20 protein-coding genes, 1 tRNA gene and 2 pseudogenes are annotated in these 21,454 nt (G+C 71.0%); 7 read left to right on the top strand and 16 right to left on the bottom strand.

What is annotated here, in order from left to right; translation table 11 throughout:
• Nucleotides 1-54: 54 nt before the first annotated feature.
• From HF526_RS15200 to HF526_RS35405, 4 genes are all read right to left on the bottom strand, one after another.
• Nucleotides 55-489: a thioredoxin family protein gene (locus tag HF526_RS15200; RefSeq protein WP_169382086.1), complete on the bottom strand. Its 435-nt coding sequence runs from the start codon at nt 487-489 to the stop codon at nt 55-57.
• A 75-nt stretch (nt 490-564) separates the two neighbouring features.
• On the bottom strand, nt 565-1,362 hold the full coding sequence (locus tag HF526_RS15195) for an LmeA family phospholipid-binding protein (protein WP_169382085.1): 798 nt from the start codon (nt 1,360-1,362) through the stop codon (nt 565-567).
• Nucleotides 1,359-2,078: an alpha/beta hydrolase gene (locus tag HF526_RS15190; RefSeq protein WP_338051489.1), complete on the bottom strand. Its 720-nt coding sequence runs from the start codon at nt 2,076-2,078 to the stop codon at nt 1,359-1,361. Before HF526_RS15190 ends, HF526_RS15195 begins: the two co-directional genes overlap by 4 nt.
• A complete protein-coding gene (locus HF526_RS35405) occupies nt 2,072-2,242 on the bottom strand; it encodes a hypothetical protein (RefSeq protein ID WP_239028710.1) in 171 nt (56 codons plus the stop codon). The genes HF526_RS15190 and HF526_RS35405 overlap by 7 nt, the downstream gene beginning before the upstream one ends.
• 140 nt (nt 2,243-2,382) lie before the next feature.
• On the opposite strand from HF526_RS35405, the gene HF526_RS15185 reads away from it, so the two are divergent.
• From HF526_RS15185 to pstB, 6 genes are all read left to right on the top strand, one after another.
• Nucleotides 2,383-3,171 (top strand): winged helix-turn-helix domain-containing protein, encoded by a 789-nt coding sequence (locus tag HF526_RS15185; RefSeq protein WP_169382084.1) that lies wholly within the window; start codon nt 2,383-2,385, stop codon nt 3,169-3,171.
• A gap of 34 nt (nt 3,172-3,205) precedes the next feature.
• Complete coding sequence (gene mshD, locus HF526_RS15180) at nt 3,206-4,108, top strand: mycothiol synthase (protein WP_169382083.1); 903 nt, start codon at nt 3,206-3,208, stop codon at nt 4,106-4,108.
• Between the two features lie 241 nt (nt 4,109-4,349).
• The gene (gene pstS, locus HF526_RS15175) at nt 4,350-5,459 is read left to right on the top strand and encodes a phosphate ABC transporter substrate-binding protein PstS (protein ID WP_169382082.1); all 1,110 of its coding nucleotides are present in this window, start codon (nt 4,350-4,352) and stop codon (nt 5,457-5,459) included.
• 30 nt (nt 5,460-5,489) lie between these two features.
• On the top strand, nt 5,490-6,560 hold the full coding sequence (gene pstC, locus HF526_RS15170) for a phosphate ABC transporter permease subunit PstC (RefSeq protein ID WP_169382081.1): 1,071 nt from the start codon (nt 5,490-5,492) through the stop codon (nt 6,558-6,560).
• Nucleotides 6,557-7,468 (top strand): phosphate ABC transporter permease PstA, encoded by a 912-nt coding sequence (gene pstA / locus HF526_RS15165; RefSeq protein ID WP_169382080.1) that lies wholly within the window; start codon nt 6,557-6,559, stop codon nt 7,466-7,468. Before pstC ends, pstA begins: the two co-directional genes overlap by 4 nt.
• Before the next feature lie 7 nt (nt 7,469-7,475).
• Entirely contained in the window at nt 7,476-8,252 is a 777-nt protein-coding gene (gene pstB, locus HF526_RS15160; RefSeq protein WP_169382079.1) for a phosphate ABC transporter ATP-binding protein PstB, read from the top strand.
• A gap of 92 nt (nt 8,253-8,344) precedes the next feature.
• Here the strand turns inward: pstB and HF526_RS15155 are convergent, their stop codons facing one another.
• The 6 genes from HF526_RS15155 to HF526_RS15130 all read right to left on the bottom strand — a co-directional run bounded on the left by HF526_RS15155 (nt 8,345) and on the right by HF526_RS15130 (nt 14,700).
• The gene (locus HF526_RS15155) at nt 8,345-8,554 is read right to left on the bottom strand and encodes a dodecin (RefSeq protein ID WP_169382078.1); all 210 of its coding nucleotides are present in this window, start codon (nt 8,552-8,554) and stop codon (nt 8,345-8,347) included.
• Between the two features lie 77 nt (nt 8,555-8,631).
• A complete protein-coding gene (phoU, locus tag HF526_RS15150) occupies nt 8,632-9,288 on the bottom strand; it encodes a phosphate signaling complex protein PhoU (protein ID WP_169382077.1) in 657 nt (218 codons plus the stop codon).
• A 92-nt stretch (nt 9,289-9,380) separates the two neighbouring features.
• Nucleotides 9,381-11,729 carry an LCP family glycopolymer transferase gene (locus tag HF526_RS36945; protein ID WP_169382076.1) on the bottom strand — a complete coding sequence of 783 codons (2,349 nt, stop codon included), beginning with the start codon at nt 11,727-11,729 and terminating at the stop codon, nt 9,381-9,383.
• Between the two features lie 129 nt (nt 11,730-11,858).
• Nucleotides 11,859-12,752, bottom strand: a complete 894-nt coding sequence (locus HF526_RS15140; protein WP_338051488.1) for a GGDEF domain-containing protein — start codon at nt 12,750-12,752, stop codon at nt 11,859-11,861.
• 149 nt (nt 12,753-12,901) lie between these two features.
• Nucleotides 12,902-14,041: a tRNA dihydrouridine synthase DusB gene (gene dusB / locus HF526_RS15135; RefSeq protein WP_169382121.1), complete on the bottom strand. Its 1,140-nt coding sequence runs from the start codon at nt 14,039-14,041 to the stop codon at nt 12,902-12,904.
• A gap of 77 nt (nt 14,042-14,118) precedes the next feature.
• Nucleotides 14,119-14,700 (bottom strand): superoxide dismutase family protein, encoded by a 582-nt coding sequence (locus HF526_RS15130; RefSeq protein WP_169382075.1) that lies wholly within the window; start codon nt 14,698-14,700, stop codon nt 14,119-14,121.
• Between the two features lie 173 nt (nt 14,701-14,873).
• Here HF526_RS15130 and HF526_RS15125 point away from each other — a divergent pair.
• Nucleotides 14,874-14,946, top strand: a tRNA-Lys gene (locus tag HF526_RS15125).
• Between the two features lie 455 nt (nt 14,947-15,401).
• Here the strand turns inward: HF526_RS15125 and HF526_RS35395 are convergent.
• The 6 genes and pseudogenes from HF526_RS35395 to HF526_RS15100 form a co-directional block, all read right to left on the bottom strand.
• Nucleotides 15,402-15,968 carry an HNH endonuclease family protein gene (locus HF526_RS35395; protein WP_239028712.1) on the bottom strand — a complete coding sequence of 189 codons (567 nt, stop codon included), beginning with the start codon at nt 15,966-15,968 and terminating at the stop codon, nt 15,402-15,404.
• Between the two features lie 513 nt (nt 15,969-16,481).
• Nucleotides 16,482-17,075: pseudogene (locus HF526_RS35390) on the bottom strand (DUF262 domain-containing protein); the annotation flags it as partial.
• 101 nt (nt 17,076-17,176) lie between these two features.
• Nucleotides 17,177-17,560 (bottom strand): hypothetical protein, encoded by a 384-nt coding sequence (locus tag HF526_RS15115; RefSeq protein ID WP_169382074.1) that lies wholly within the window; start codon nt 17,558-17,560, stop codon nt 17,177-17,179.
• The gene (locus HF526_RS15110; protein ID WP_169382073.1) at nt 17,557-18,798 is read right to left on the bottom strand and encodes an AAA family ATPase; all 1,242 of its coding nucleotides are present in this window, start codon (nt 18,796-18,798) and stop codon (nt 17,557-17,559) included. Before HF526_RS15110 ends, HF526_RS15115 begins: the two co-directional genes overlap by 4 nt.
• Complete coding sequence (locus tag HF526_RS15105; protein ID WP_169382072.1) at nt 18,713-19,993, bottom strand: AAA family ATPase; 1,281 nt, start codon at nt 19,991-19,993, stop codon at nt 18,713-18,715. The genes HF526_RS15110 and HF526_RS15105 overlap by 86 nt, the downstream gene beginning before the upstream one ends.
• A 55-nt stretch (nt 19,994-20,048) precedes the next feature.
• Nucleotides 20,049-20,825 (bottom strand): annotated as a pseudogene (locus HF526_RS15100) (8-oxoguanine DNA glycosylase OGG fold protein); the annotation flags it as partial.
• Nucleotides 20,826-21,454: the final 629 nt, after the last annotated feature.

Genomic DNA, 21,454 nt, shown 5'->3' with positions numbered 1-21,454 from the left:
GCTCCCAGCCACCGGACACCCGTTCGAGTGATCATCGCGGCCGCGGACCGCTGGTCAGGCCCTGCCGAGGGCGGGGGCCAGAGCGGTTTCGAGGTCACGCAGCCGGGGCACGCCCGACACCCGGAGCAGTTCGGCGCCGGACCGGTCGAACGCGACGACCGTGGGCGTGCGCATGATCCCGAGGTCGCCGGCCACCTCCGGGCGCTCGGCGGCGTCCACCTCCACGTGCACCAGCTCGGGGATGCCGGCAGCCAGCTCGGTGAGCAGCGTCGCGGTCTGCCGGCAGGGTGCGCAGACCGGCGAGGAGACCTGCAGCAGCAGCACCCGGTCCTGCTCGGCGGGGGAGCGCCCGGCCAGCGCCCAGCCGCCGGCGCCGCCGGGACCGGAACGGGCTGCACGCACCCGGCCGTTGCGAGCCTTCAGGACGAGGCCGACCACGGTGGCCGCGAGCAGCGTGCCGACGACCACGAGAAGTCCGGTCGTGCTCATCGAGCGGGTACCTGAATCATCACGCCGTCGCCAACCTCCGTGCCCGGCCGATTAGTCCCGGTGGTCCCACGGGGTTCACCGGGCGGGGGTCGTGGCGTCCGTCCCGAGCACGAGGCCGGTGGCGAAGCCGCTTATCTCCAGCGTGCCGTCGCGGGCACGCAGCCGGGTCGCGGTCACGTTCAGCGGGAGCTTCCCCGGGTCGAGCTGCACGGTGAACATGGCGCGCAGCGCGGTCTGCACCGGCGGGGGCAATGCCTGCGGGGTGGCGCTGCCGGGTTGCCCGACCCGGATGTCGCGCGGCACCACCTGGATCTGCCGGCCGGACAGCTGCAGCACGGCGATGACCGAGACCTGCATGTCCTGGCCGAGCACCCGCGTGGTGCCGACCAGCCGGGCCGCGGAGTCGGGGTCGATCGAGGCCAGCGACGTGTCGCCGCCGTCCTTGACGGCCTGCTGCAGGGCCTGCTCGTCGATGTTCTGGATCTGCAGCTTGTCCACCCCGGACAGCCGCGCCAGGTCGTCGGCGCTGATCCGGAGCGTGCCCTCGGCGTTCTGGACGCGCAGCGTCCGCGGCCCGGAGCCGAGCAGCTCGCTGAGCGGGGCCTGCACGTCGCGCAGCTGGCTGCGCACCTGGACGTCCTGCAGCTGACCGATCCGGATCCGGTCGGCGGTGATGTCCACGCTGCTGTAGTCGCCGGAGATCGCCTGGGTGAGGAACGGGAACCCGTTGATCCGTACCGACGGATCGTCGGCCAGGCCGAGTTGCTGGCGCATCTGCTTGGAGACGGCGGATTCCGCGGCCGCGGCGGCGCCGTAGTCGACGGCCAGCAGCACGCCGACGAGCACGAGCAGTGCGATGACCAGACGCTTCACGCAACCTCCGAGCCTGGCGAACGGGAGGACACGACCGTAGAGGCGCCGCCGGGGGCACCTGCGGGCGGGACCGTGTGGGGGTCCGCCGCGCCGGTCCGCGGGCCACCGCCGACGGTACCGATCGCCCAGCGTGCCAGCCGGTCGGTGAGGTCGGCGCCGGTACCGGACTCACCGTGCCCCATCCCGGCTTCGAGCCACAGCTCCGCGTGTCCGCCGGTGGCCCGGTGCAGGGCGTGCGCGTGTGCGGGGGCGAAGTAGGGGTCGGCGTCGCCGTGCACGAGCAGCAGGGGGATCGGGGCGACCGTGCCGACGACTTCGACCGGTGAGAGCGGCACCCTGCCCCAGGGCCCGTCCAGGCGCACCCCGAGCAGCCGGGCCGTGAGCCGGCCGTGGGGCTGCTCGAGCAGCCAGTGCACCCGACGCATCGGCGCGGTCTCCCGGGAGAACCACCGGGCCGGCCCGCTCACCGCGATCACCGCATCGGGCGCGGTGTCCCCGGTACCGCGCACGCCGGCGGCGTGGCAGACGGCGACGGCCGCGCTCAGCGAGAAGCCGATCGTGACGACCTCCCGGTACCCCTGCCGGCGGGCCCACTCGACCGCGGCCGCCAGGTCCAGCACCTCGGCATCGCCCACTGTGGACCGTCCACCGGAGCGGCCGTGGCCGCGCAGGTCGACGGCGACGACGTCGGCGTGCCGGGCGAGCAGGCTCAGCACCCGCCGGGTGTCCCGGCGTCCGGTGTGGTGGGTGAAGCCGTGAACACCAGCCCGGTCGGCGGTCCGCCGGGGTCGTGGCGCAGCTGGACGGCGGCCAGCGGGACGCCGTCTCGGCTGGTCATCGGCGTGAGCTGTGCCGCGCCGGACGTGTGATCGGTCGTCACCCCCGTTATTCTTGACCGATCCGCGTGGGAACTCCGACCGGGTCGCGCGGGAACGGTGCGCCAGCGTCGCCCGCCGTGGTCGGACCAGTGCGCGCCGGACGTGGCGCTCCGTCCGATCCCCGGTGGGAGAGGAGGAAGCGGTGGAACTCCTACTGCTGACCGCGGATCCGGACCCTGGATCCGTGTTGCCGGCTCTGACCCTGCTGCCGCACGGTGTGCGCACCGCCGCCCCCGAGGTGGCCGCGCTGCTCGACGCCGGGCCGCACGACGCCGTGCTGGTCGACGCCCGCTCCGACCTGGTCGCGGCCCGCAGCCTGTGCCGGCTGCTGGGCAGCACCGGTACCGACGTGCCCGTGATCGCCATTCTCACCGAGGGTGGGCTGGTCGCGGTGTCCGGGGAATGGGTGGTCGACGAGATCCTGCTGCCCACCGCAGGCCCGGCCGAGGTCGACGCCCGGTTGCGGCTGCTCACGTCCCGCCCCGGTGCCGATGCCGCGTCGACCGGGGGCGCGTTGGTGCTCGGCGAACTGGTGATCGACGAGGCGACCTACGCGGCGCGCCTGCGCGGCCGGCTGCTCGAGCTCACCTACAAGGAGTTCGAGCTGCTCAAGTACCTCGCACAACACGCCGGGCGGGTGTTCACCCGGGCCCAGCTGCTACAGGAGGTCTGGGGCTACGACTTCTTCGGCGGCACCCGCACCGTCGACGTGCACGTGCGGCGACTGCGCGCGAAGCTCGGCACCGAGCACGAGCAGATGATCGGCACGGTGCGCAACGTCGGCTACAAGTTCGTCCGGCCCAGCCGCGCCGGGCTGGGGGTGCCGGCGGGCGGTGTCGCCGACGACCAGGCCGACGAGGACGACGACCCGGATCGGGACGACGACCGCATCGGCGAGCGTCCGAAAGCGATGCACGCCGAGCTGTCCTGACGCCGGGTGATCGTCCGCGCGTAGGGTCCGTGACATGACCCAGCTGTCCTTCCGCACCGGGCTCGACCAGGCCGAGACCACCGCCGTGACAGCGCTGGCCGATGCGGCCACCGAGGAGGACGGCACCGCCCCGCTGTCCGAGCAGATCCTGCTCAACCTGCGCCACGGCACCGTCGACGGCAGCGTGTTGCACGTGCTGGCCGGCTCCGCGGCCGCGCCCACCGGTTACGCCCAGCTGGACCTCTCCGGCTCCGACGGCGCGGTCGCCGAGCTCGCCGTGCACCCGGCGCACCGGCGGAGTGGGATCGGGGCCGCCCTCGTCGAGGCGCTGCTGCAGCGTGCCGGGGGCCGGCCGCTGTGGCTGTGGGCACACGGCGAGCACCCCGGCGCGACCCGGCTCGCCGAGCGGTTCGGGTTCTCCCGGGCCCGGGTGCTGTGGCAGCTGCACCGCAGCCTGACCGAGCCGCTGCCGCCCGTCGAACTGCCCGACGGCGTGCGGCTGCGCGCGTTCGTACCCGGCCAGGACGAGGCGGAGTTCCTGCGGGTCAACAACGCCGCGTTCGACTGGCACCCGGAGCAGGGCGGCTGGGACACGGACCAGGTCGCCCGGCGCGAGGCCGAGTCCTGGTTCGACCCCGCGGGGTTCCTGCTCGCGGTCGGCCCGGACGGCCGGCTGCTCGGCTTCCACTGGACGAAGGTGCACCCGGGGGCGGGCTCCGAGGCTCCGATGGGCGAGGTCTACGTGCTCGGCGTCGACCCCGCCGCGCGCGGCCGCAGGCTCGGCTCGGGGCTCACCCTGGCCGGTTTGCACCATCTGCGTGATCGCGGATTGCAGCAGGTCATGCTGTACGTCGAGGCCGACAACGACGCCGCTGTGCGGGTCTACCGGAACCTTGGATTCACCCTTCGGAACACGGACGTCGCATACCGTCGCTGATCTCGTCCCGGAGTCGTTAACCCCGGAGTAACCGCCACCCTCCATGGTGCGATCACTCGTTCGCAGGTCACGAGATGATCACAATTGACTCTTAGGGGTGTCTTGGCTCACTCCAGGTAATGAGTTCATCTTTCGTTTACCTCGTCGGGGGTGTCCGTCCACCGGGCCTGCCTACCGTCCTCCACGAACGGCCGCCCCGAGCCGTCGAACCTGATGTGTAGCGACTCAGCGGAGGAACTTCGTGAAACTCCAGCGGCACGGTGTCGTGTTGGCCATCGCGGCCGCAGGCGCGCTCCTGCTGTCGGCCTGTGGCAGCGATCCGACCACGGCCGGCAGTGCCGGGGCGTCGTCCGCGAACTCCCCCGCGGTCGACTGCAGTGGCAAGAAGAACCTGAACGCCGAGGGTTCGTCGGCGCAGAAGAACGCCATGGACGTGTTCGCGCAGGCCTACCAGGCGAAGTGCGCGGGCAGCAACATCGCCTACAACCCGACCGGTTCCGGCGCGGGCGTGAAGCAGTTCACCGCCGGCCTCGTGGACTTCGGGGGCTCGGACTCCGCGCTCAAGGAGAGCGAGACCGCCGCCGCGGCGGCTCGTTGCCAGAACAACCCGGCATGGAACCTGCCGATGGTCTTCGGCCCGATCGCCGTCGGCTACAAGCTCAACGGCATCACCGACCTGACGCTGAACGGCGAGACCACCGCGAAGATCTTCAGCGGCCAGATCAAGTCCTGGAACGACCCGGCGGTCGCTGCATTGAACCCCGGCAAGACGCTGCCGGCGACCCCGATCAACGTGGTGTTCCGCTCCGACGACTCCGGCACCACCGACAACTTCCAGCAGTACCTGACCGCGGCCTCCAAGGGTGCGTGGACCAAGGGCGCGGGCAAGAAGTTCGTCGGCGGCGTGGGCTCCGGCGCGCAGGGCTCGGCCGGCGTCGGCCAGGCCATCGGTGCGACCGAAGGGTCGATCGGGTACGTCGAGCTGTCCTTCGCCCAGGACAACAAGCTGAGCATGGCGAAGATCGACAATGGTTCGGGTGCGGTCGAGCTCAACGACCAGACCGTCGGCAAGGCCATCGAGGCCGCGAAGGTCAAGGGCCAGGGCAACGACCTCGCGCTCGACCTCAACTCGGTCTACGGCACCACCGAGGCCGGCGCCTACCCGCTGATCCTGGCCACCTACGAGATCGTCTGCTCGAAGGGCTACGACGCCGACACCGCCAAGGCGGTCAAGGCGTTCCTGACGACGGCCGCCACCGACGGCCAGGCCAACCTGTCCCAGTACGGGTACGCCCCGCTGCCGGCGGAGTTCCAGCAGAAGCTGCTCACCGCCGTCCAGGCCATCGCCTGATCACAGCGCTGGCACAATCACGGAGGCTCGATGAGCGAACAGACCGTGACGGGTAGCCCCGCCACCACCGGTGACTCCGGTGGCTGGCGGGGCGCTCCCGTCCCCGCCGTCGTCCCGGAGGCCGGAATGACTCCCCGCGAACCCGAACCGCCCAAGGACGCGGGCAGTGGCGGCACGTTCGTCCAGCGGGGCGACCGGATCTTCCGCGGTCTGGCAACCGGTTCGGGGGCGTTCATCGTCGCCCTCATCGGTGCCATCGGCCTGTTCCTGCTGATCCAGGCGGTTCCGCCGCTGCTGGACAACCAGGCGAACTTCCTGACCAGCAGGCAGTTCGACGTCAGCGACCCGAGCAACCTCAGCTTCGGCATCCTCGACCTGCTGCTGGTCACCGTCGAGGTCTCGCTGTTCGCGCTGATCCTCGCGATGCCGGTCGGACTGGGGATCGCGTTGTTCCTCACGCAGTACGCGCCGCGGCGGGTCGCCCGGCCGTTCGCCTACCTGGTCGACCTGCTGGCGGCGGTGCCGTCGATCATCTTCGGCCTGTGGGGCCTGCTGGTGCTGGCGCCGGTCCTGCAGCCGCTGGCCTCGTGGCTGGAGAACCACCTCGGGTTCGTCTTCCTGTTCAGCCCGGGCAACGTGCAGATCCCAGGGGCCACCCTGTTCACCGCGGGGATCGTGCTTGCGGCGATGCTGCTGCCGATCATCACGGCGATCTCCCGCGAGGTGTTCGAGCGGACCCCCCGCGCGCAGATCGAGGCGGCGCTGGCACTGGGCGCGACCAAGTGGGAGGTCGTGCGCATGACCGTACTGCCCTTCGGCAAGGCGGGTTACATCAGCGCGTCGATGCTCGGCCTCGGCCGCGCACTCGGCGAGACCATCGCGCTGACGATCATCCTTGCGGGCACGCCGTTCGCCTTCACCGGCAGCCTGTTCGACGGCGGCGCGACGTTCGCCTCGAAGATCGCGCTGTCCTTCGCCGAGCTGAACAACAAGCTCTCCGCCGGCGCCTTCATCGCCGCCGGCCTGGTGCTGTTCGTGCTGACCTTCGTGGTCAACGCGGCGGCCCGCGCGGTCATCGCACGATCGGGGGCCAAGGCATGAGTACGCCGGTCGACCTGCACGCTCCGGCCAAGGGGCCGACGTTCGTCGGGATCAGCGCGGGCCGTCGCGCCCGCAACATGGTCGCCACCACCCTGTTCGGGCTCGCGTTCCTGATCGCCCTGATCCCGCTGATCTGGGTCGTCTACACCGTGATGTCCAAGGGCCTCGGTGTGGTGCTCCACTCGAACTGGTGGAGCGAGTCGCTCAACGGCCTGCTCGCCCGGCAGCGGGGCGGCGGTGCCTATCACGCGATCATCGGAACCTTGTTCCAAGGTTTGGTGTGCGCCGTGGTCGCCACCCCGATCGGCGTGATGGTCGCGATCTACCTGGTGGAGTACGGGGCCCGGTCCCGGCTGGCCCGGACCACCACCTTCATGGTCGACATCCTGACGGGCGTGCCGTCGATCGTCGCCGCGCTGTTCATCTACGCGGTCTGGATCTCGATCTTCGGCCTGCCGCGCAGCGCGTTCGCGGTGTCGCTGGCCCTCGTGCTGCTGATGGTGCCGGTCGTCGTCCGCTCGACGGAGGAGATGCTGCGGATCGTCCCCGACGACCTGCGGGAGGCCTCGTACGCGCTCGGCGTGCCGAAGTGGAAGACGATCACCCGTATCGTCATCCCGACCGCGCTGTCGGGCATGCTCACCGGCGTCATGCTCGCGCTCGCCCGGGTGATGGGCGAGACCGCCCCGGTGCTGATCCTGGTGGCCTATGCGCCGTACATCAACTTCAACATCTTCAGCGGCAACATGGCCTCGCTGCCGCTGATGATGACGGTTGAGCGCAGCAACCCCACCGATGCCGGCGTGGACCGCATCTGGGGCGCAGCCATCACCCTGATCCTGATCATCACGATCTTCCAGTTGCTGGCGGCCTTCCTGTCGAAGCTGACCGCCCCGAAGACGAAGTGAGGGCCTGGTGGCCAAGCGTCTCGACATGAAGGATGTCGACATCTTCTACGGCAAGTTCCACGCCGTGGACAGCGTGAGCCTGTCGGTGCCGCCGCGCAGCGTGACGGCGTTCATCGGCCCGTCCGGCTGTGGCAAGTCGACGGTGCTGCGCACGCTCAACCGGATGCACGAGGTGATCCCCGGGGCCCGGGTCGAGGGCGAGGTGCTGCTCGACGGCGAGGACATCTACGGTCCCTCGGTCGACCCGGTCGGGGTGCGCCGCACGATCGGCATGGTGTTCCAGCGGCCCAACCCGTTCCCGACGATGTCCATTCGGGACAACGTGGTGGCCGGGCTGAAGCTGCAGGGCCGCAAGGGCAAGAAGGAACTCGACGAGACCGCGGAGCGAGCGCTGCGGGCGGCGAACCTGTGGACCGAGGTCAAGGACCGGTTGAACAAGCCGGGTGGCGGGTTGTCCGGTGGGCAGCAGCAGCGGTTGTGCATCGCCCGTGCGGTCGCGGTGCAGCCCGACGTGCTGTTGATGGACGAGCCGTGTTCGGCGCTGGACCCGATCTCCACGCTCGCGATCGAGGATCTGATCTCGGAGCTGAAGAAGGACTACACGATCGTCATCGTCACCCACAACATGCAGCAGGCGGCGCGGGTGAGCGACCAGACGGCGTTCTTCAACCTCCGCGCGACCGGTGAGCCGGGCCGGCTGGTGGAGATCGACGACACCCCGAAGATGTTTTCCAACCCGACCCAGCAGGCCACTGAGGACTACATCTCCGGTCGCTTCGGCTGATCGGTCCCGTTCCCGGGCGGAACGCCGGCCCGGGCCCGTTCGCCGCCGAGCGGCCGAGCAGGCCCGGGCCGTCGTCGTCGCGCCGCCCCGGGTCAGTTCTCCAACTTGAAGCCGACCTTGAGGCCGACCTGGAAGTACTCCACATCGCCGTCGACCAGGTGTCCGCGGATCTCGGTCACCTCGAACCAGTCCAGTTCGCGCAGGGTGCTGGCGGCCCGGGCGACGCCGTTCTTGATGGCCTGCTCGACCCCTTCGGGCGAGGTGCCGACGATCTCCGTGACGCGGTACACGTTGCTCGACATGATCGGTATGTCCCCGATCACGGTGCCGGGCCAAACCTCCGTGCGCGAGATTTCCCCGACGGGCCCGCCGGTGGCGCTCAGACGGTCAGCGGGCCCGGCATCTGTCCGGTCACCACGTACACGATCCGCCGGGCGACGGCCACGGCGTGGTCGGCGTAGCGCTCGTAGAACCGGGCGAGCAGCGTGACGTCCACGGCGGCGGCGACGCCGTGCGTCCAGTTGCGATCCATCAGCACGGTGAACATGTGCCGGTGCAGGTCGTCCATCGCGTCGTCGTCGGCCTCGAGCTCGGCGGCCGCGCTCAGATCGCGGCTGCGGATGACGTCGGCCGCCTTCAGTGCGAGGGCTACACCGACCCGGCCCATCTCGGCGAAGTACGGCTTGATCTCCTCGGGCAGCACCGGCTGCGGGTGCCGGCGCCGGGCCGCCTGGGCGACGTGCAGCGCCAGGTCGCCCATGCGCTCGATGTCGCCCGCGCCGTGGATGGCGGACACCACGATCCGCAGATCAGTGGCCACCGGGGCCTGCAGGGCGAGCAGCGCGAACGCCTTCTCCTCGGCGGCGGCCCGGATCTCGTCGACCTTGATGTCCTCGGAGATGACCTCCTCGGCCAGTTGCAGATCGCACTCGAGCAGCGCGCGGGTGGCCTTCTCCAGTGCGGCCGCCACCTCGCCGCACATGTCGGCCAGCCCGTCGGCGAGTCCGTCGAGCTCTTCCTGGTAGTGGTCGCGCATGGGGGCAGCCTAAGGGGCGCCTCTGCATCGGGCAGCCCCACCGGATGAACCACCGGTGAACGGTCGTGGTCGAGCCGCAGAAGATTCCCCGGTCAGCTGCAGGTCACCTGGGCCGGAGCGGGTGCGGCGGCCACGGTACCGGCCTGCGAGGGCGCCCGCACCGTGCCGTCGAACGACGTGCCCAGGACCAGCTCCAGGCGCCCGCTCGAACCGGTGTCGGGGACCGGGCGGGCCGACGGCACCGTGCCGGCCAGCACCTGCGCGGCAGCCGACCGGTCCGGGGAGAATCGGATCACCGTCTCGGCCGCCGCCTGCGGGGCGTTACCCACGGTGCCGACGGTGAAGCCGAGTTCGCGCAGCGTGCCGCCGATCTGCCCGGCGAGGCCGGTCCGGCCGGACGCGTTGAGCACGTCGAGGGTGATCGTCGACGGTGCCGGGGCCGCGGCGGTGGTCGCCGGCGCCGTGGTGGCCCCGGCGGGCAGTGGGGTGTTCTTGCGCAGCGCGGCGAACAGGGCCGAGGCGTCGCGGTCGCGCAGCACCGAGTTGCCACGGGTGTTGGCCGTACCGGTCGTCGGAACGGTCACGAAGGTGACCCCGCTGCCGTCGAGATGCTGCAGCGAGCGGGCGAGGGCCACCAGCTCGTCGAGCCCGGCGCCGTCCGACAGCGTGTTGCGCCCGAACGCCCCGGCGAACGCGCGCAGCGTGCCCGGGTTGAGCAGCACCTGGTTGGACAGCGCCTTGCGCAGCAACGCGGCGAGAACCCGCTGCTGGCGCTGGATGAGGCCCTGGTCCGATGGCGGGTCACCCTGCACGTGCCGGGCCCGGACCAGGTCCAGCGCGTGTCCGCCGTCCAGCGTGCTGGTCCCGGCGGTGGGGACGACCGGACCGAGCACGCTGTCGACCACCGGCCGCTCGAGGCAGACCGACACCCCGTGCACCGCGTCGACCATCGCGCCGACCCCGGTGACGTCCAGTGCGACGAACCGGGTGATCGCCATGCCGGTCAGCTGCTGGATCACCTTCACCGCGCAACGCGGCCCGCCGACCTCGAACGCCGTGTCGAGCTTGGTGAGGGTTTCGGCGGGCACGGTCTGGTCGGTATAGGTCGCGGCGGCCGGGTCCCAGCGCTGGCAGGGCGGGCGGTTGATCTCCAGATCGCGTGGGAAGGCCACGGTCACGATCCCGGTGCCGCCTGCCGGCACGTGCGCCAGCATGATCGTGTCGGACCCGGCGCCCGGGACGAACGTCGTCCCGCTCGGGCCGTCGTCCAGGCCGAGCAGCAGCACGTTCTCGTCGCCGACCTGCGACTTCGCGTCGACGATCGAACCCGACCCCGGGTCGAGCGCGGCGACCGAGCGGATCGTGGAGTCCAACCAGGTCTTCGCCGCCCAGCCCAGCGCGGTCGTCGCGAACACGAGCAGGGCAACCGCGGCGGTCAGCAGCCGCACCCCCAGCCTGGCGCGTCGCCGCCCGGGGCTGTCCGGTGTGCGAGACCCGGCAGGGCGCTTGCCGGGTGGGCCGTCGTCTCCGTCGTCGTCTCCGTCGTCGTCTCCGTCGTCGTCTCCGCCGTCGTCGGCGCCGTCCTCGTCGTCGGGTTCGTCGTCGCGGGCCAGCAGCAGGCCGGCGTGCGCCGCGGTCAGCCGGGTGAGGCTCTCGTCGATACGGCGCCGGCGGTCCTCGGCGGCGCTGTCGGCGTCGTCCTCGGGTTCCGGAACGTCGGCGGTCGCCGGGGCGGCGGGGCCCCGGGTGGTCGTCGCGGCGCCTGGGGCCGGTTCCGGAACGGAGCCGGGCAGGTCCAGCCGGCCGACCGCGGTGGCCTCGGGGCCCGCGGTGTGCCGCGCCGGCGGCGGGTCGCCGGTGTCGGCCCGGCGGCGTCGCCCCGGCGCGGCCGCTGTGCCGCGGGGCGGCCGGGGAGGTGCCGTGCCCGGGCCGACCTCGGCGTCGGCCTGCCTGGCCGCGCGCCGCCCGGAGGGCGGCGGCGCGGCGCTGTCGGCGCCTGCGACGGACGGTCCGAGCCGTCCGGGCGGTGGCGTGCTGTCCGGGCGGGTGGGGGAAGCGTGCCGGGGCGCGCCGCCGTTGCCCGCCGGTGAGCCGGAAGCGGGCGGGGCGGTACCCGGGCCGGGGACAGGTGGCCCGAGTCGCCCGGGCGGCGGCGTGCCGCCCGCCCGGGGGGCAGGCGGCGAGGTGAACCGGTGCGCGGCGCCGTCGCGCGTGTCGACGGTGGGTGGGACCGGCCGCCGTTGCTCCACGATCCCTGGCGGCGGGGTGCGCAGGCCGTACCGCTCGAGCACGTCGTCGACCGGCTCGTCGGCCGGTGCGCGGTGCCGGCCGTGGGCACCGGCCGTCCGGGTGTCAGCGTCGGCCGCTATGTCCTCGTCGAGGGACGGGCGGCCGGGCGATCGGCCGGAAGCGCGTCGAGCACGGTCGGAGCCGCTCTGCACGCCACCTCCCCGGCCCGCACACGGAGGAGGGCGGACCAGGCCCGTCGCCGGCCCACAAATCCGCCCTCCTCTTGTCGGAAACCGAGCTTACGTAGCGCGGCGGACAGTGGCGCTCCCGGGTCGGCGGGGTCAGCCGGTCGTGCGTGCCGGCTGCGGGATGGCCCGGCGTCCGGCGGCCGGCCCGGCCAGGCACACGCGCCCGGAGCGCTCGGCGCGGAACGCCACGGCGTTGCGGCCCGCCTGCTTGGCCGTGTAGAGCAGCTCGTCGGCCTCGCCGATGAGCCGCTCGACCTCGGCGAGGCGGCCCGCCGAGTGGGCGACGCCGATGCTGACCGTGACCCGCAGGGCGCTGTGCATCTCCAGCCACGGGTACCGGTCGATGCGGTGCCGCGCCTCCTCGCAGATCTCGACCGCCTCGGTGAGATCGCGGCCGGGCAGGACCAGCGCGAACTCCTCGCCGCCGTAGCGGGCGCAGAAGGCGCCCTCCGGCAGCCCGGCGTCGAGTTCGGCCACCATCCGCTGCAGCACCCGGTCGCCGAACAGGTGCCCGTACGTGTCGTTGACCTGCTTGAAGTGGTCGATGTCGACCAACGCCACGCAGATCCCGGTGGTTCGGACGGCGGGGTCGTCGAGGTCGTCGAGGTCGTCGAGCAGCGCGGCCAGCCGCTCGTCGAGGTAGCGCCGGTTGTAGCTGGCGGTGAGGCTGTCGCGGCGGCTCTGCTCGCGGGCCTCGGCGTGCTCGCGGCGCAGCCGGTCGAGCTCGTCGGGGGCGTAGGACGTCTCCGCGGCATCACGCTGCCCGTGCAGGAGCCGGACGGCCGCGTGCAGGTGACGGTAGGCCTGCTCCCACAGGCCCTGCTCGGCGAGCTTCTCGGCGGCGGCGGTGTGCTGGGCGGCCTGCGCGCCGGCGGATCCGGTGCGCGGGATGGAGGCGCCGATGCCGAGCGCCGCGTGCACGTCGTCGGACGGCAGGGTGCTGTTCGTGCCGTGCGCCAGCGTGCCGACCGATCGAGCCCCGTCCACCACCGGATCACCTCCCCACTGCTGGTGATGTCGACGTGACTGGTGTGACTCTTGAGACCTCTGGGACGGCGGCACCCGTTTGCGCGCGCTGCCACCCGACCGGGCGAGCGGGTCTGCACGGTTCGTCGAGGGCGGCTCGGCGGCCACGGTCACCCGCCGGAGTGGTCCAGCTCGGCGCCGAGGGGGACCGACGCGTCTTCCGGGTCGTCGAGCCAGTGCTCGGGCAGCACCACGCGGCCGGGTGAGCCCTGCCGGCCGCGCGGGCCCTCGGCATCGGCGGGGAACTCCTGGCCGGGGTCGAGCATCGCGAGCAGTTCGTCGAGCTCGTCGATGCTGCTGACGAGGCCGAGGCGCTGCCGGACCTCCGGCCCGACCGGAAAGCCCTTGAGGTACCAGGCGATGTGCTTGCGGACGTCACGGATGCCCTTGTGGTCGCCCATGTGCTCGCAGAGCAGGACGGCGTGCCGGCGCAGCGTGGCGGCGACCTCACCCAGCGTCGGCGGGGCCGGTAGCGGCCGGCCGGCGAAAGCGGCCTCGAGGTCGCCGAACAGCCATGGCCTGCCCAGGCACCCACGGCCGACGACGACGCCGTCGCAGCCGGTCGCGGCGACCATCGCGAGCGCGTCGGCGGCGCTGAAGATGTCACCGTTGCCGAGGACGGGCAGTTCGGCGGGCAGGTGGTCACGGAGCCGGGCGATGGCCGACCAGTCGGCGGTGCCGGAGTAGCGCTGGGCCGCGGTGCGCGCGTGCAGTGCGACGGCCGCGACCCCGGCGTCGGCTGCGATGCGGCCCGCGTCGAGGTACGTGTGGTGCTCGTCGTCGATGCCGATCCGCATCTTCACGGTCACCGGGATACCCGCGTCCGCCGCGTTGTCCACGGCCGCCTTGACGATGGCCTCGAAGAGCCGCCGCTTGTACGGCAGCGCCGCACCGCCGCCGCGCCGGGTGACCTTGGGGACCGGGCAGCCGAAGTTGAGGTCGAGATGGTCGGCCAGGTCGAGCTCGGCGACCATGCGCACCGCGGCGCCGACCGTCGCCGGGTCGACGCCGTAGAGCTGCATCGACCGCGGATGCTCATCGGGATCCATCGCGATCATGCGAAAGGTCAGCGGGTTGCGCTCGACCAGGCCGCGGGACGTGATCATCTCGCAGACGTAGAAGCCGGCCCCCTGCTCGCGGCACAGCCGCCGGAAGCCGGCGTTGGTGATGCCGGCCATCGGGGCGAGCACCACCGGGGTGTCGACCTGATAGGGCCCGATACGCAGCGGTGCCGCCACCCGGCTGGTCACCGGTGTGGCGGCATCGCTGTGTCCGGTTTCTTTACCGACGAGGTCCTGCACGCTCACAGGACGACATTGTCCTCGCTTCAGAAGTCCACGCTGACGCAGGCCGCTCGGTCGCCCGCAGTCCCGGCCTTGCCCGGCTCGGTCGCGGTGCGCTCAGCGTGCACGACCACCGATCGCGGGTGCGCCTGGTCGGTGAACTCCCAGGCCACTGTGGAGGTCGCGGTGGCCTTGCCCTCGGCGTCGGTCTGGAAGTCCAGCCAGATCTCGTTCTGCGGGTTTGCGTAGGCCGGGTCGACGCTGGGGGCGGCCGGGTCCTTCACGTGCTGGAAGTGTGCTCCGGCGTCGGCGGGGGCCGCCCCGCACCGGTTGGTGTGGGCGTGCGCGCCGTAGCGCCGGTCGGGCAGCAGGCCGCTGAGCTCGAGGGTGACCGTCGCCTTGCCGTCACCCGAGGTGGAGGTGACTTCGGCGGTCGCGCCGACGGGGACCAGGTCCGGCGCGTAGGTGATCGCGGTTCCGCTGCCGGTCGCGAACGTGGCCTGGACCTGCGTGGCTCGGATCGTGCTGTTCGCCGTCTCGGCGGAGGCCTGGTCCGCCTGCGCCGAACAGCCGGTGAGCACGAGGGCGGACAGCAACAGTGGGGCGCACAGCCGGTAGTCACGCATGCAGTGCAGGATCTCTGGTGACACTGGGTGACTTCGGGAGGACCCGGGTGATCCCGGTCGAATCGGGTGTCAGGGAGGTGTCCGGCGCCGCATGGGCAGGTGGGTCCGATCGGGTGTGACGCGTGCGTCGTACCCTGTCAGAGCAGCGACGTATGCCAACATGCGCCACAGCAGGGCCTCTAGCTCAATCGGCAGAGCAGCGGACTTTTAATCCGCGGGTTCGGGGTTCGATCCCCCGGGGGCCCACTACCAGCGACGATACCCAGGACCTCGGTGCGGATAGCAAGCTACACCCGCGGATTCTGCGTCTGCTCCGCTGACGCTCCACACCCGCTGCGGTCGGCTCCGCCGGTCCTCGCCGGGGCTGCTCTGGCGATTGAGCTAGAGGCCAGGGAATACGCCAACCCTCGGGACGTCAGCCACCTCTCGGCGGCCGGATGCCTCCAGCTCTACAGCGTCCAACAGATCGGCGACTTCGTGCCGCACGGCGGCCCAGGTCTCCCGGGGGAGGACCACGGCATCTTCCCCATGCCGGTCCTCGGACGCGATCTCCTCGTCCGACTTCTCCCGGTGCAGTCCGGCCCAGTCCCGTCGAGCACGGGACCAGGTGAGCTGACGGCGCCCGTGGGAGACCTTACTGGAGGACACCGACGGCACGCTGGCGCCCGCACCCGGTTTCAGCGGTGGCCGACCGGTCCGTCCTACGGCAACGGAAAGCGGGCGATCACCTGGCTCGCCAGTCGCGTCGTGCGCTCCTCGATGTCATCCACGGTCCAGGAGTTCTTGGTGGCGAGGTCGGCGTTGAGCGAGAGTCCGTTCCGGTAGCCGATGGACCGGCCTTGGGGGTCGGTGCGGTCGCGCTTCTCGGGGAACGACTTGTTGCTCAGGGTGCTGTTGTAGGCGGTGATCGTGAGATTCCCGAGCCGGTGAACGTGCTCCTCCTGGGCGGCTGCCGCGGCGTCGCGTCCGCCGAGCATGTCCAGCCAGTCCTTCGGCAGGTTCGTCCCCTGGGGGAGGATGTGCTCGATCGTCCAGACGAAGTGGCCCTTCTCCTGGACCCAGAGGTCCGTCCGGGTCTCCTTGGTCATTGCGTCCTCGGAGAGGGTGGCGAGGATGAAGCGGGCGACGTCGGTGTTCTCGTCGTAGATCGGCCCTTCCAGGCGCTGGCGGAAGTCGGCGTCGCTCGACGAGACGTCGATGAGCTCCTGGGTCACCCTGTCGACCACCGGGCGCCCGGTCAGCCCGTCGAGCTTCTCGATGATCGTCATGAAGAGCTTCGGCAACGCGTACGTCTGGGGGAAGCCGGTCAGATTTCGGCGGACGAAGAAGCTGGTGAGGCGACGGACGATCTCGATCAGGTCGTGCTCGGTGAGGGCGAGATCGGGCTGCTTCGAGAGCAACCACATCACGAGGATGTAGGAGGGTGCGCCCTGCGCTCGCATCAGCTCCCGGAAGGCTTTGTCGAGCGGAGTCGGTGCGTCGACTTCGGCGACGCAGGTCACCCGCCCGTAGAGCGTGCTGGCCGCGACGAGCGCCTCCACCCCGTTCCTGACGTCGTCGCCGAGCAGCTTCTCGTAGATGCGGATCAGCTTGGTGCGGGTGGCCACCGGTGCGTTGGGCACCTCGGGCAGTTCCGCCTTGAACGCGTTGTAGTAGTGGCGGAGGAAGCGCTCCTGGATCGCGTAGTTGTCACCGAGATTGGTGAGCATCTCGTTCCACATCTTGAACGCGTCGTCGACGTCGAGCCCGCCCTCGCGCCCGGACACAGCCAGGAGATGATTCTTGATCAGGTCCACCGGTGTGAGCGGCATGCCCCGGTTGTTGAGGGACTCGAACAGGACGAAGGCGTCCGCATGACTCTCGACCTCGATCTTTACCAGGATCGCCTGCTGCACCGAGCCGAGCACACGCCGCGCCGCGTCGACGGGCGTGATCCCCTCCGACTCGGCCAGCTTGGCGATCGCGGCGCGGAAGTACTGCCAGCACTTGGCGACCCGGCGCATCGGGAAATACGGCCTCTTGTCGACCGTCCCCACCTGGAGGCCCGAGGACGAGAGCACGACCTTGTAGTCGTCCAGGTTGTTGCCCTGGGTCTGGGGTGAGACTCGCAGCTCGCCGCCTTTCCTGACCAGCCTGCGGCCGAGGTTCACCATGTCGACGATCGTGTCCTCGTCGAGCTCGCCGGCGTGCTCCTTGAGCACGGAGTAGATGGCGGCGAGGAGCAGCGTGAGGGTGGTGGCCCGCTGCTGGCCGTCGACGAGTTCCAGGACCGTGCGGTCGACGGCGTCGGTGGTCTGGTTCAGGGTGATGATCGTGCCGAGGAAATGCGCGCCCTCGGCCTCCACGAGGTCCTGGAAGAGGTCCTCCCACTGCGCTTTTTGCCAGGACTACTCCCGCTGGTAGGGCGGGATCCGGTACACGATGTTGCTGTCGCTGCTGAACAGCGCGTGGACGGGGTACTGGTTGGCGGACTTGATCACGGTGCGGACGTCCTTGCGTGCGGGTGGAGCGCGTCGGTGAGGGCGAGGACCTCGGAATGCCAGGTCCTCAGTTCGGCGCCGGTCGGAGCCAGTTCGTAGGCGTGGTGGTGGGCGGCCCGGCTGAGCGCGTGCCAGAGTTCGGTCCCGCGGCGGCCGACGTCGGCGTCGACGGTGCGGCTCAGCGCGAGGAGCTGAGCGCGGCGGCTCGTGACGGCGCCGACGTCAGGGTTGTGAGTGGCCCAGAAGTCGTCGAGGCCGTGTTCGAGGGCGAGGCGGATGAGCCAGGTGCAGGTTCGCGGCCAGACGCCGTCCTCGACGAGCTCCGGCTGTTTCAGGATCCGGTCGGCGACGGCGAGCCGGCGGTAGGCGTCGTGGCTCACCGCTGGATCCACCCGACGAGCTTCTCGACGTCGCGGACGAACGGGCGGAGGTCCCCTGTCAGGCCCTTGTGAGCGCCCTTCTTGCACTTCTGGAAGGCGTCGACCACGCCGGGACCTGCGGTTTTCATGCGGCCGAGGAGATCGCTGCCGCGTTTCGGGTCGTCGAAGACGGCAAGAGTTGCCTTCTTGTTCGTGGTTTCCGCATCGGCGAGGGCGGCCTCTACCTCGGCGTGGGTGTGGCCGTTGCCCAGCCGCACTGATCGGATCTTCGCGTGGCAGGCGGCCTCGACGGCGCTGCGGCAGCACGAGGCGACCAGCTCGCTGCGGATGTCCGCCGGCAGGTCGGCGGTCAGCGCCATGGCGCGGGCGTCGTCGAGGTAGCGGGTGATCGGGTCGTCGCAGCGGCGCATCTCGACGACGGAGCGCTCGCCGCGGGTGACCTCCCAGATCGTCGCCGGCAGGTCGAGGCGGCGGACGGCGTCGGCGAGGCGGTCGTCGTGGGTGAAGACGACGACCTGGCGGGTGGCGGCGACCTCGTCGAGGACGCGGGCGAGGCCGTCGACCTTGGCGGGGTCCATGGCCTGGACCGGGTCGTCGATCAGGACGAACCGGAAGGGGCTCTGGTCGACGGTGGCGCGCGGGAGGAACAGGGACAGGCCGAGGGCGTGCAGCTCGCCCTGGCTCATCACGCCGAGCGCGGTGCCGCCGTCGACGCCGTCAACCCGGACGTCCATCGCGACGCGCCGGCGGGTGGCCGTCCCGTCGAGCCGGACCGGGCCCAGATCGACATTGCTCTGCTGACGCAGCGTCTGCCATACGTGCTGCGACTGCTCGGCGAAGGGGGCGAGTCGCTGGTGCCGCAGGTCTCCTGCGATGTCCGCGAGCCACTTCACGGCCTTGTCCAAGGCGGACAGTCGCCCTGCCTGCGCGGCGGCCTGCTCTGCTTCGACGAGCCAGGCGGCGAGCCGGCGCGCGATCGGCGCCCAGATCTCATCCCGCTGGGCGAGCATCTCTGCGGCGCGTTCCCGCAGGTCGATCAGTGCTGAGGTGACGGCGGGGTATGTGGACTCCAGAGCTTGGGCGAGCGCGGCTGCTCCGTCGATCCGGCCAGCGTCGGCCCAGCTCTGCCAGGCAAGACGGGCGGCGTCCGCGTCAAGTGGGAGAGCGCCGGCGAGGACGGGCGGGACGGCCCGGGTCAGGGCCCGGCCGTCGGCTACCGCGCGGTTGAGGTCCTCCACGGCCTTGCATGACCGAGGCGGTCCGTTCCAGCTCTTCGGCCCGGGTCGTCGCGGACGCGCGCCAGGTGTCGTCCAGGGTGCCTTCCTCGCAGACCGGGCACGTCGTGGCACCCGACTCGGCGTGCTCGTGGAGGGCCTGGCGCAGGAGCACAGCCACGCGGTCGGCGCGGCGGAGCTCGTCGCCGGCGAGCGCGCCGAGCTCGTCCGCCCGGGCACGGATTGTCGCGGTGCACTCCCGCATCGCGGCGAGCTCTGGCAGCTGGAGCGCGACGATGGCGCGAAGGGCGGCCGAGGTGTCGTCCGGCTCCTCAGCGCCCGAGATCAACTCGGCGATGGCGGCCAGGTCGGGTGCGGCCGGTTTCAGCAGCGCGACGGCCCTGACGATCCGCGGGTCGTCGCTGCCGTCCAGCTCCGTTCGGAGCGACTTGCGCTGCGCGGCAACGGCCTTCGCGTGGTCGGCGAGGCCCTTGCGGGCGGTCTTCAGCCTGTCCTGTGTCGCGGTGAGCGCGCCGAGGCCGAGCAGGCTGTGCAGGGCGTCGTAGAGCTCGCTCGGTTTGCCGTCGATCAGCGCACCGAGCTCGCTGTAGGACAGGAAGGGACGGTAGGTCTGCATGTCCTCGTCCCACGCGGACCCGTCGAAGGCTTCGCGCTTGGCCTTGCTCGGCTGGCGAGTCCAGAGGCCTCCGTCGAGGGTGTCTTCCGGTTCCCAGCGTCGCTGGATCCTGGTGGTTCCGCTCGTGCCCGCGGTGGTGAGGTCCACGGCGATCGACGTTGAGCTCTGGCAGTGGAGGTTGCGCCAGCCCTCGCGCCAGACGGTGGTGCGGCCCGACCAGCGGCCGCTGCTCCCGGTAAGGACGAACTCGGCCGCCTCGGCGAAGCTCGACTTGCCAGAGCCGTTGCGGCCGGTGACGAGGGTGAGGCCCGGCCCCGGGCGCAGCGGCAGTGTCGCGGCCTCGCCGATGCCGCGGAAGCCCTCGACGTGCACAGCGGCGAGGTAGACATCCGGGTGGGCAGACCGAGACCGGCCGCTGGCCGGGTCAGGTCCTCCGGCCGACATGCCGGTCGCTGCCTCGGCGAGTTCGTCGTCGCCTTCCCACGCGGCCAGGACGAGAGCGGACACGTCGTCGTCGGCGGACTCGTCGGCGAGCAGGCGCTCCAGCAGCAGGTCGTGAAGGCCTTGCTCCGCCTCGTCCATTCATCCCCCCGGGATCGCGGTGCGGTCACGTTAGTGATGATCAGTCACGCGCTGCTCACGAGGGTTCACGATCGGGTAACTCTTCGTCCGGGTCGGTGCCGATGACCGTCCTGAGCTGCTCCAAGAGGGGATCGGATGCTTCAGCGGCCGAGTCGCCGAGGACATCGATGGCCGCCCGCAGGTCGTCGAGCGCGGCGAGTGCCTCGCCCTGTGAGTCCGTGCCGACCAGGAGCCTTTCGGCCCAGAGTCGGTTCTCCTCGGTGGTGACCCGCGAGCGGAAGATCAGCTCTTCGACATGATCACTGGGGATGCCGAGGGTGCTGCCCCAGGACTCCAGGCACGAGAGGTACCAGCGGTACTGCGGAACCGACCACGTGCCGGAGAGGCGGGAGCCGGTGTGGCGTGCGAACCAGCGCCGGACGACCTCGTCGAGAACGGGCGCGGTCCGACCGCCATGGCGATCTCGAACAGCCGCGGTGCAGAAGTAGATGTACTTGGTGCCGAAGGCCGGACCGAGGTAGGGCAGCGGCGCCCTCGCCATCGCGGAGAACGCTTCGATCGGGCCGTCCGCGGCCGCAAGGGCCACCTCTCGCAGCCGGTGCCCCGCCACGGCTCCGCTGAGATCGAGGATCCGGCGCGTCCGCCACGCGCCGTACCCGACCGGCCCGTAGCCCCAGATCATCGCGGTCACGAAAGCGCGCACGGCCTGGTCGTCGCCGTCGGCCGCGTGAGCCGCCGCAGCGGTGGCTTGCGACCGCCCGATCTCGGGAATGGTTGGAAGAAGCAGCGAGTCGAGATGCCTCTCCCAGGTCCGCTTTCGCCATTTCACAGGCGGCTGCGGTGGCCGTTCCTCCGCCTCTCACTGCTTGAATGCGACGTGCAGTGGGCGCGGGACAGCAGGAATGCGTTCCGCTTCCTGAAGTTCGACCATTCGATCCCCCGGCCTGCACGGTAATCCGATTCGCTGACTGACTGTCAGGGCGCCAGGGCATTTCACTCGTTGGTGTGGCGGTCGACCGGTAGCCCCAAGGAGGGTTCAGTTTAGCCGGAACGGAGCGTGCGGCGATCCCGCGCGGCAGGTACCGAATGCTCCACAGGGGATCCGGGGCTTCTCCGTAGGCACCGCCGCCCGGATGCTCGTTGCCTGGTCGTTCTCCTCATCCTTCTCGTCGTACTCGCGATCGCGTGTGCCCCGGAGGCAGGGCACCGACGGCACGGCCGACTACCATTCGGACGACGACCGCACCGGCCGACCATCCTCAGAGCGCGACCGCCACCGCGACTCCGACACTGATGCGTCTGCTCGAGCTCGTGGCGTGACGCGAGTCGTGACACGAAACCGTGTTGATCAGCGTTGCCAGGGTGCTCAGAAGAGTCGACGCCGTTGCTGTTGTCGCTGGTAGATGACGTAGGAGAGGTCTAGCTGCGGCCTTTTAATCCGCGGGTTCGGGGTTCGATCCC

The organism is Pseudonocardia acidicola, from assembly GCF_012911935.1.
Lineage (GTDB): Bacteria > Actinomycetota > Actinomycetes > Mycobacteriales > Pseudonocardiaceae > Pseudonocardia > Pseudonocardia acidicola.
This window is presented reverse-complemented; position numbering and strand designations above follow the sequence as displayed.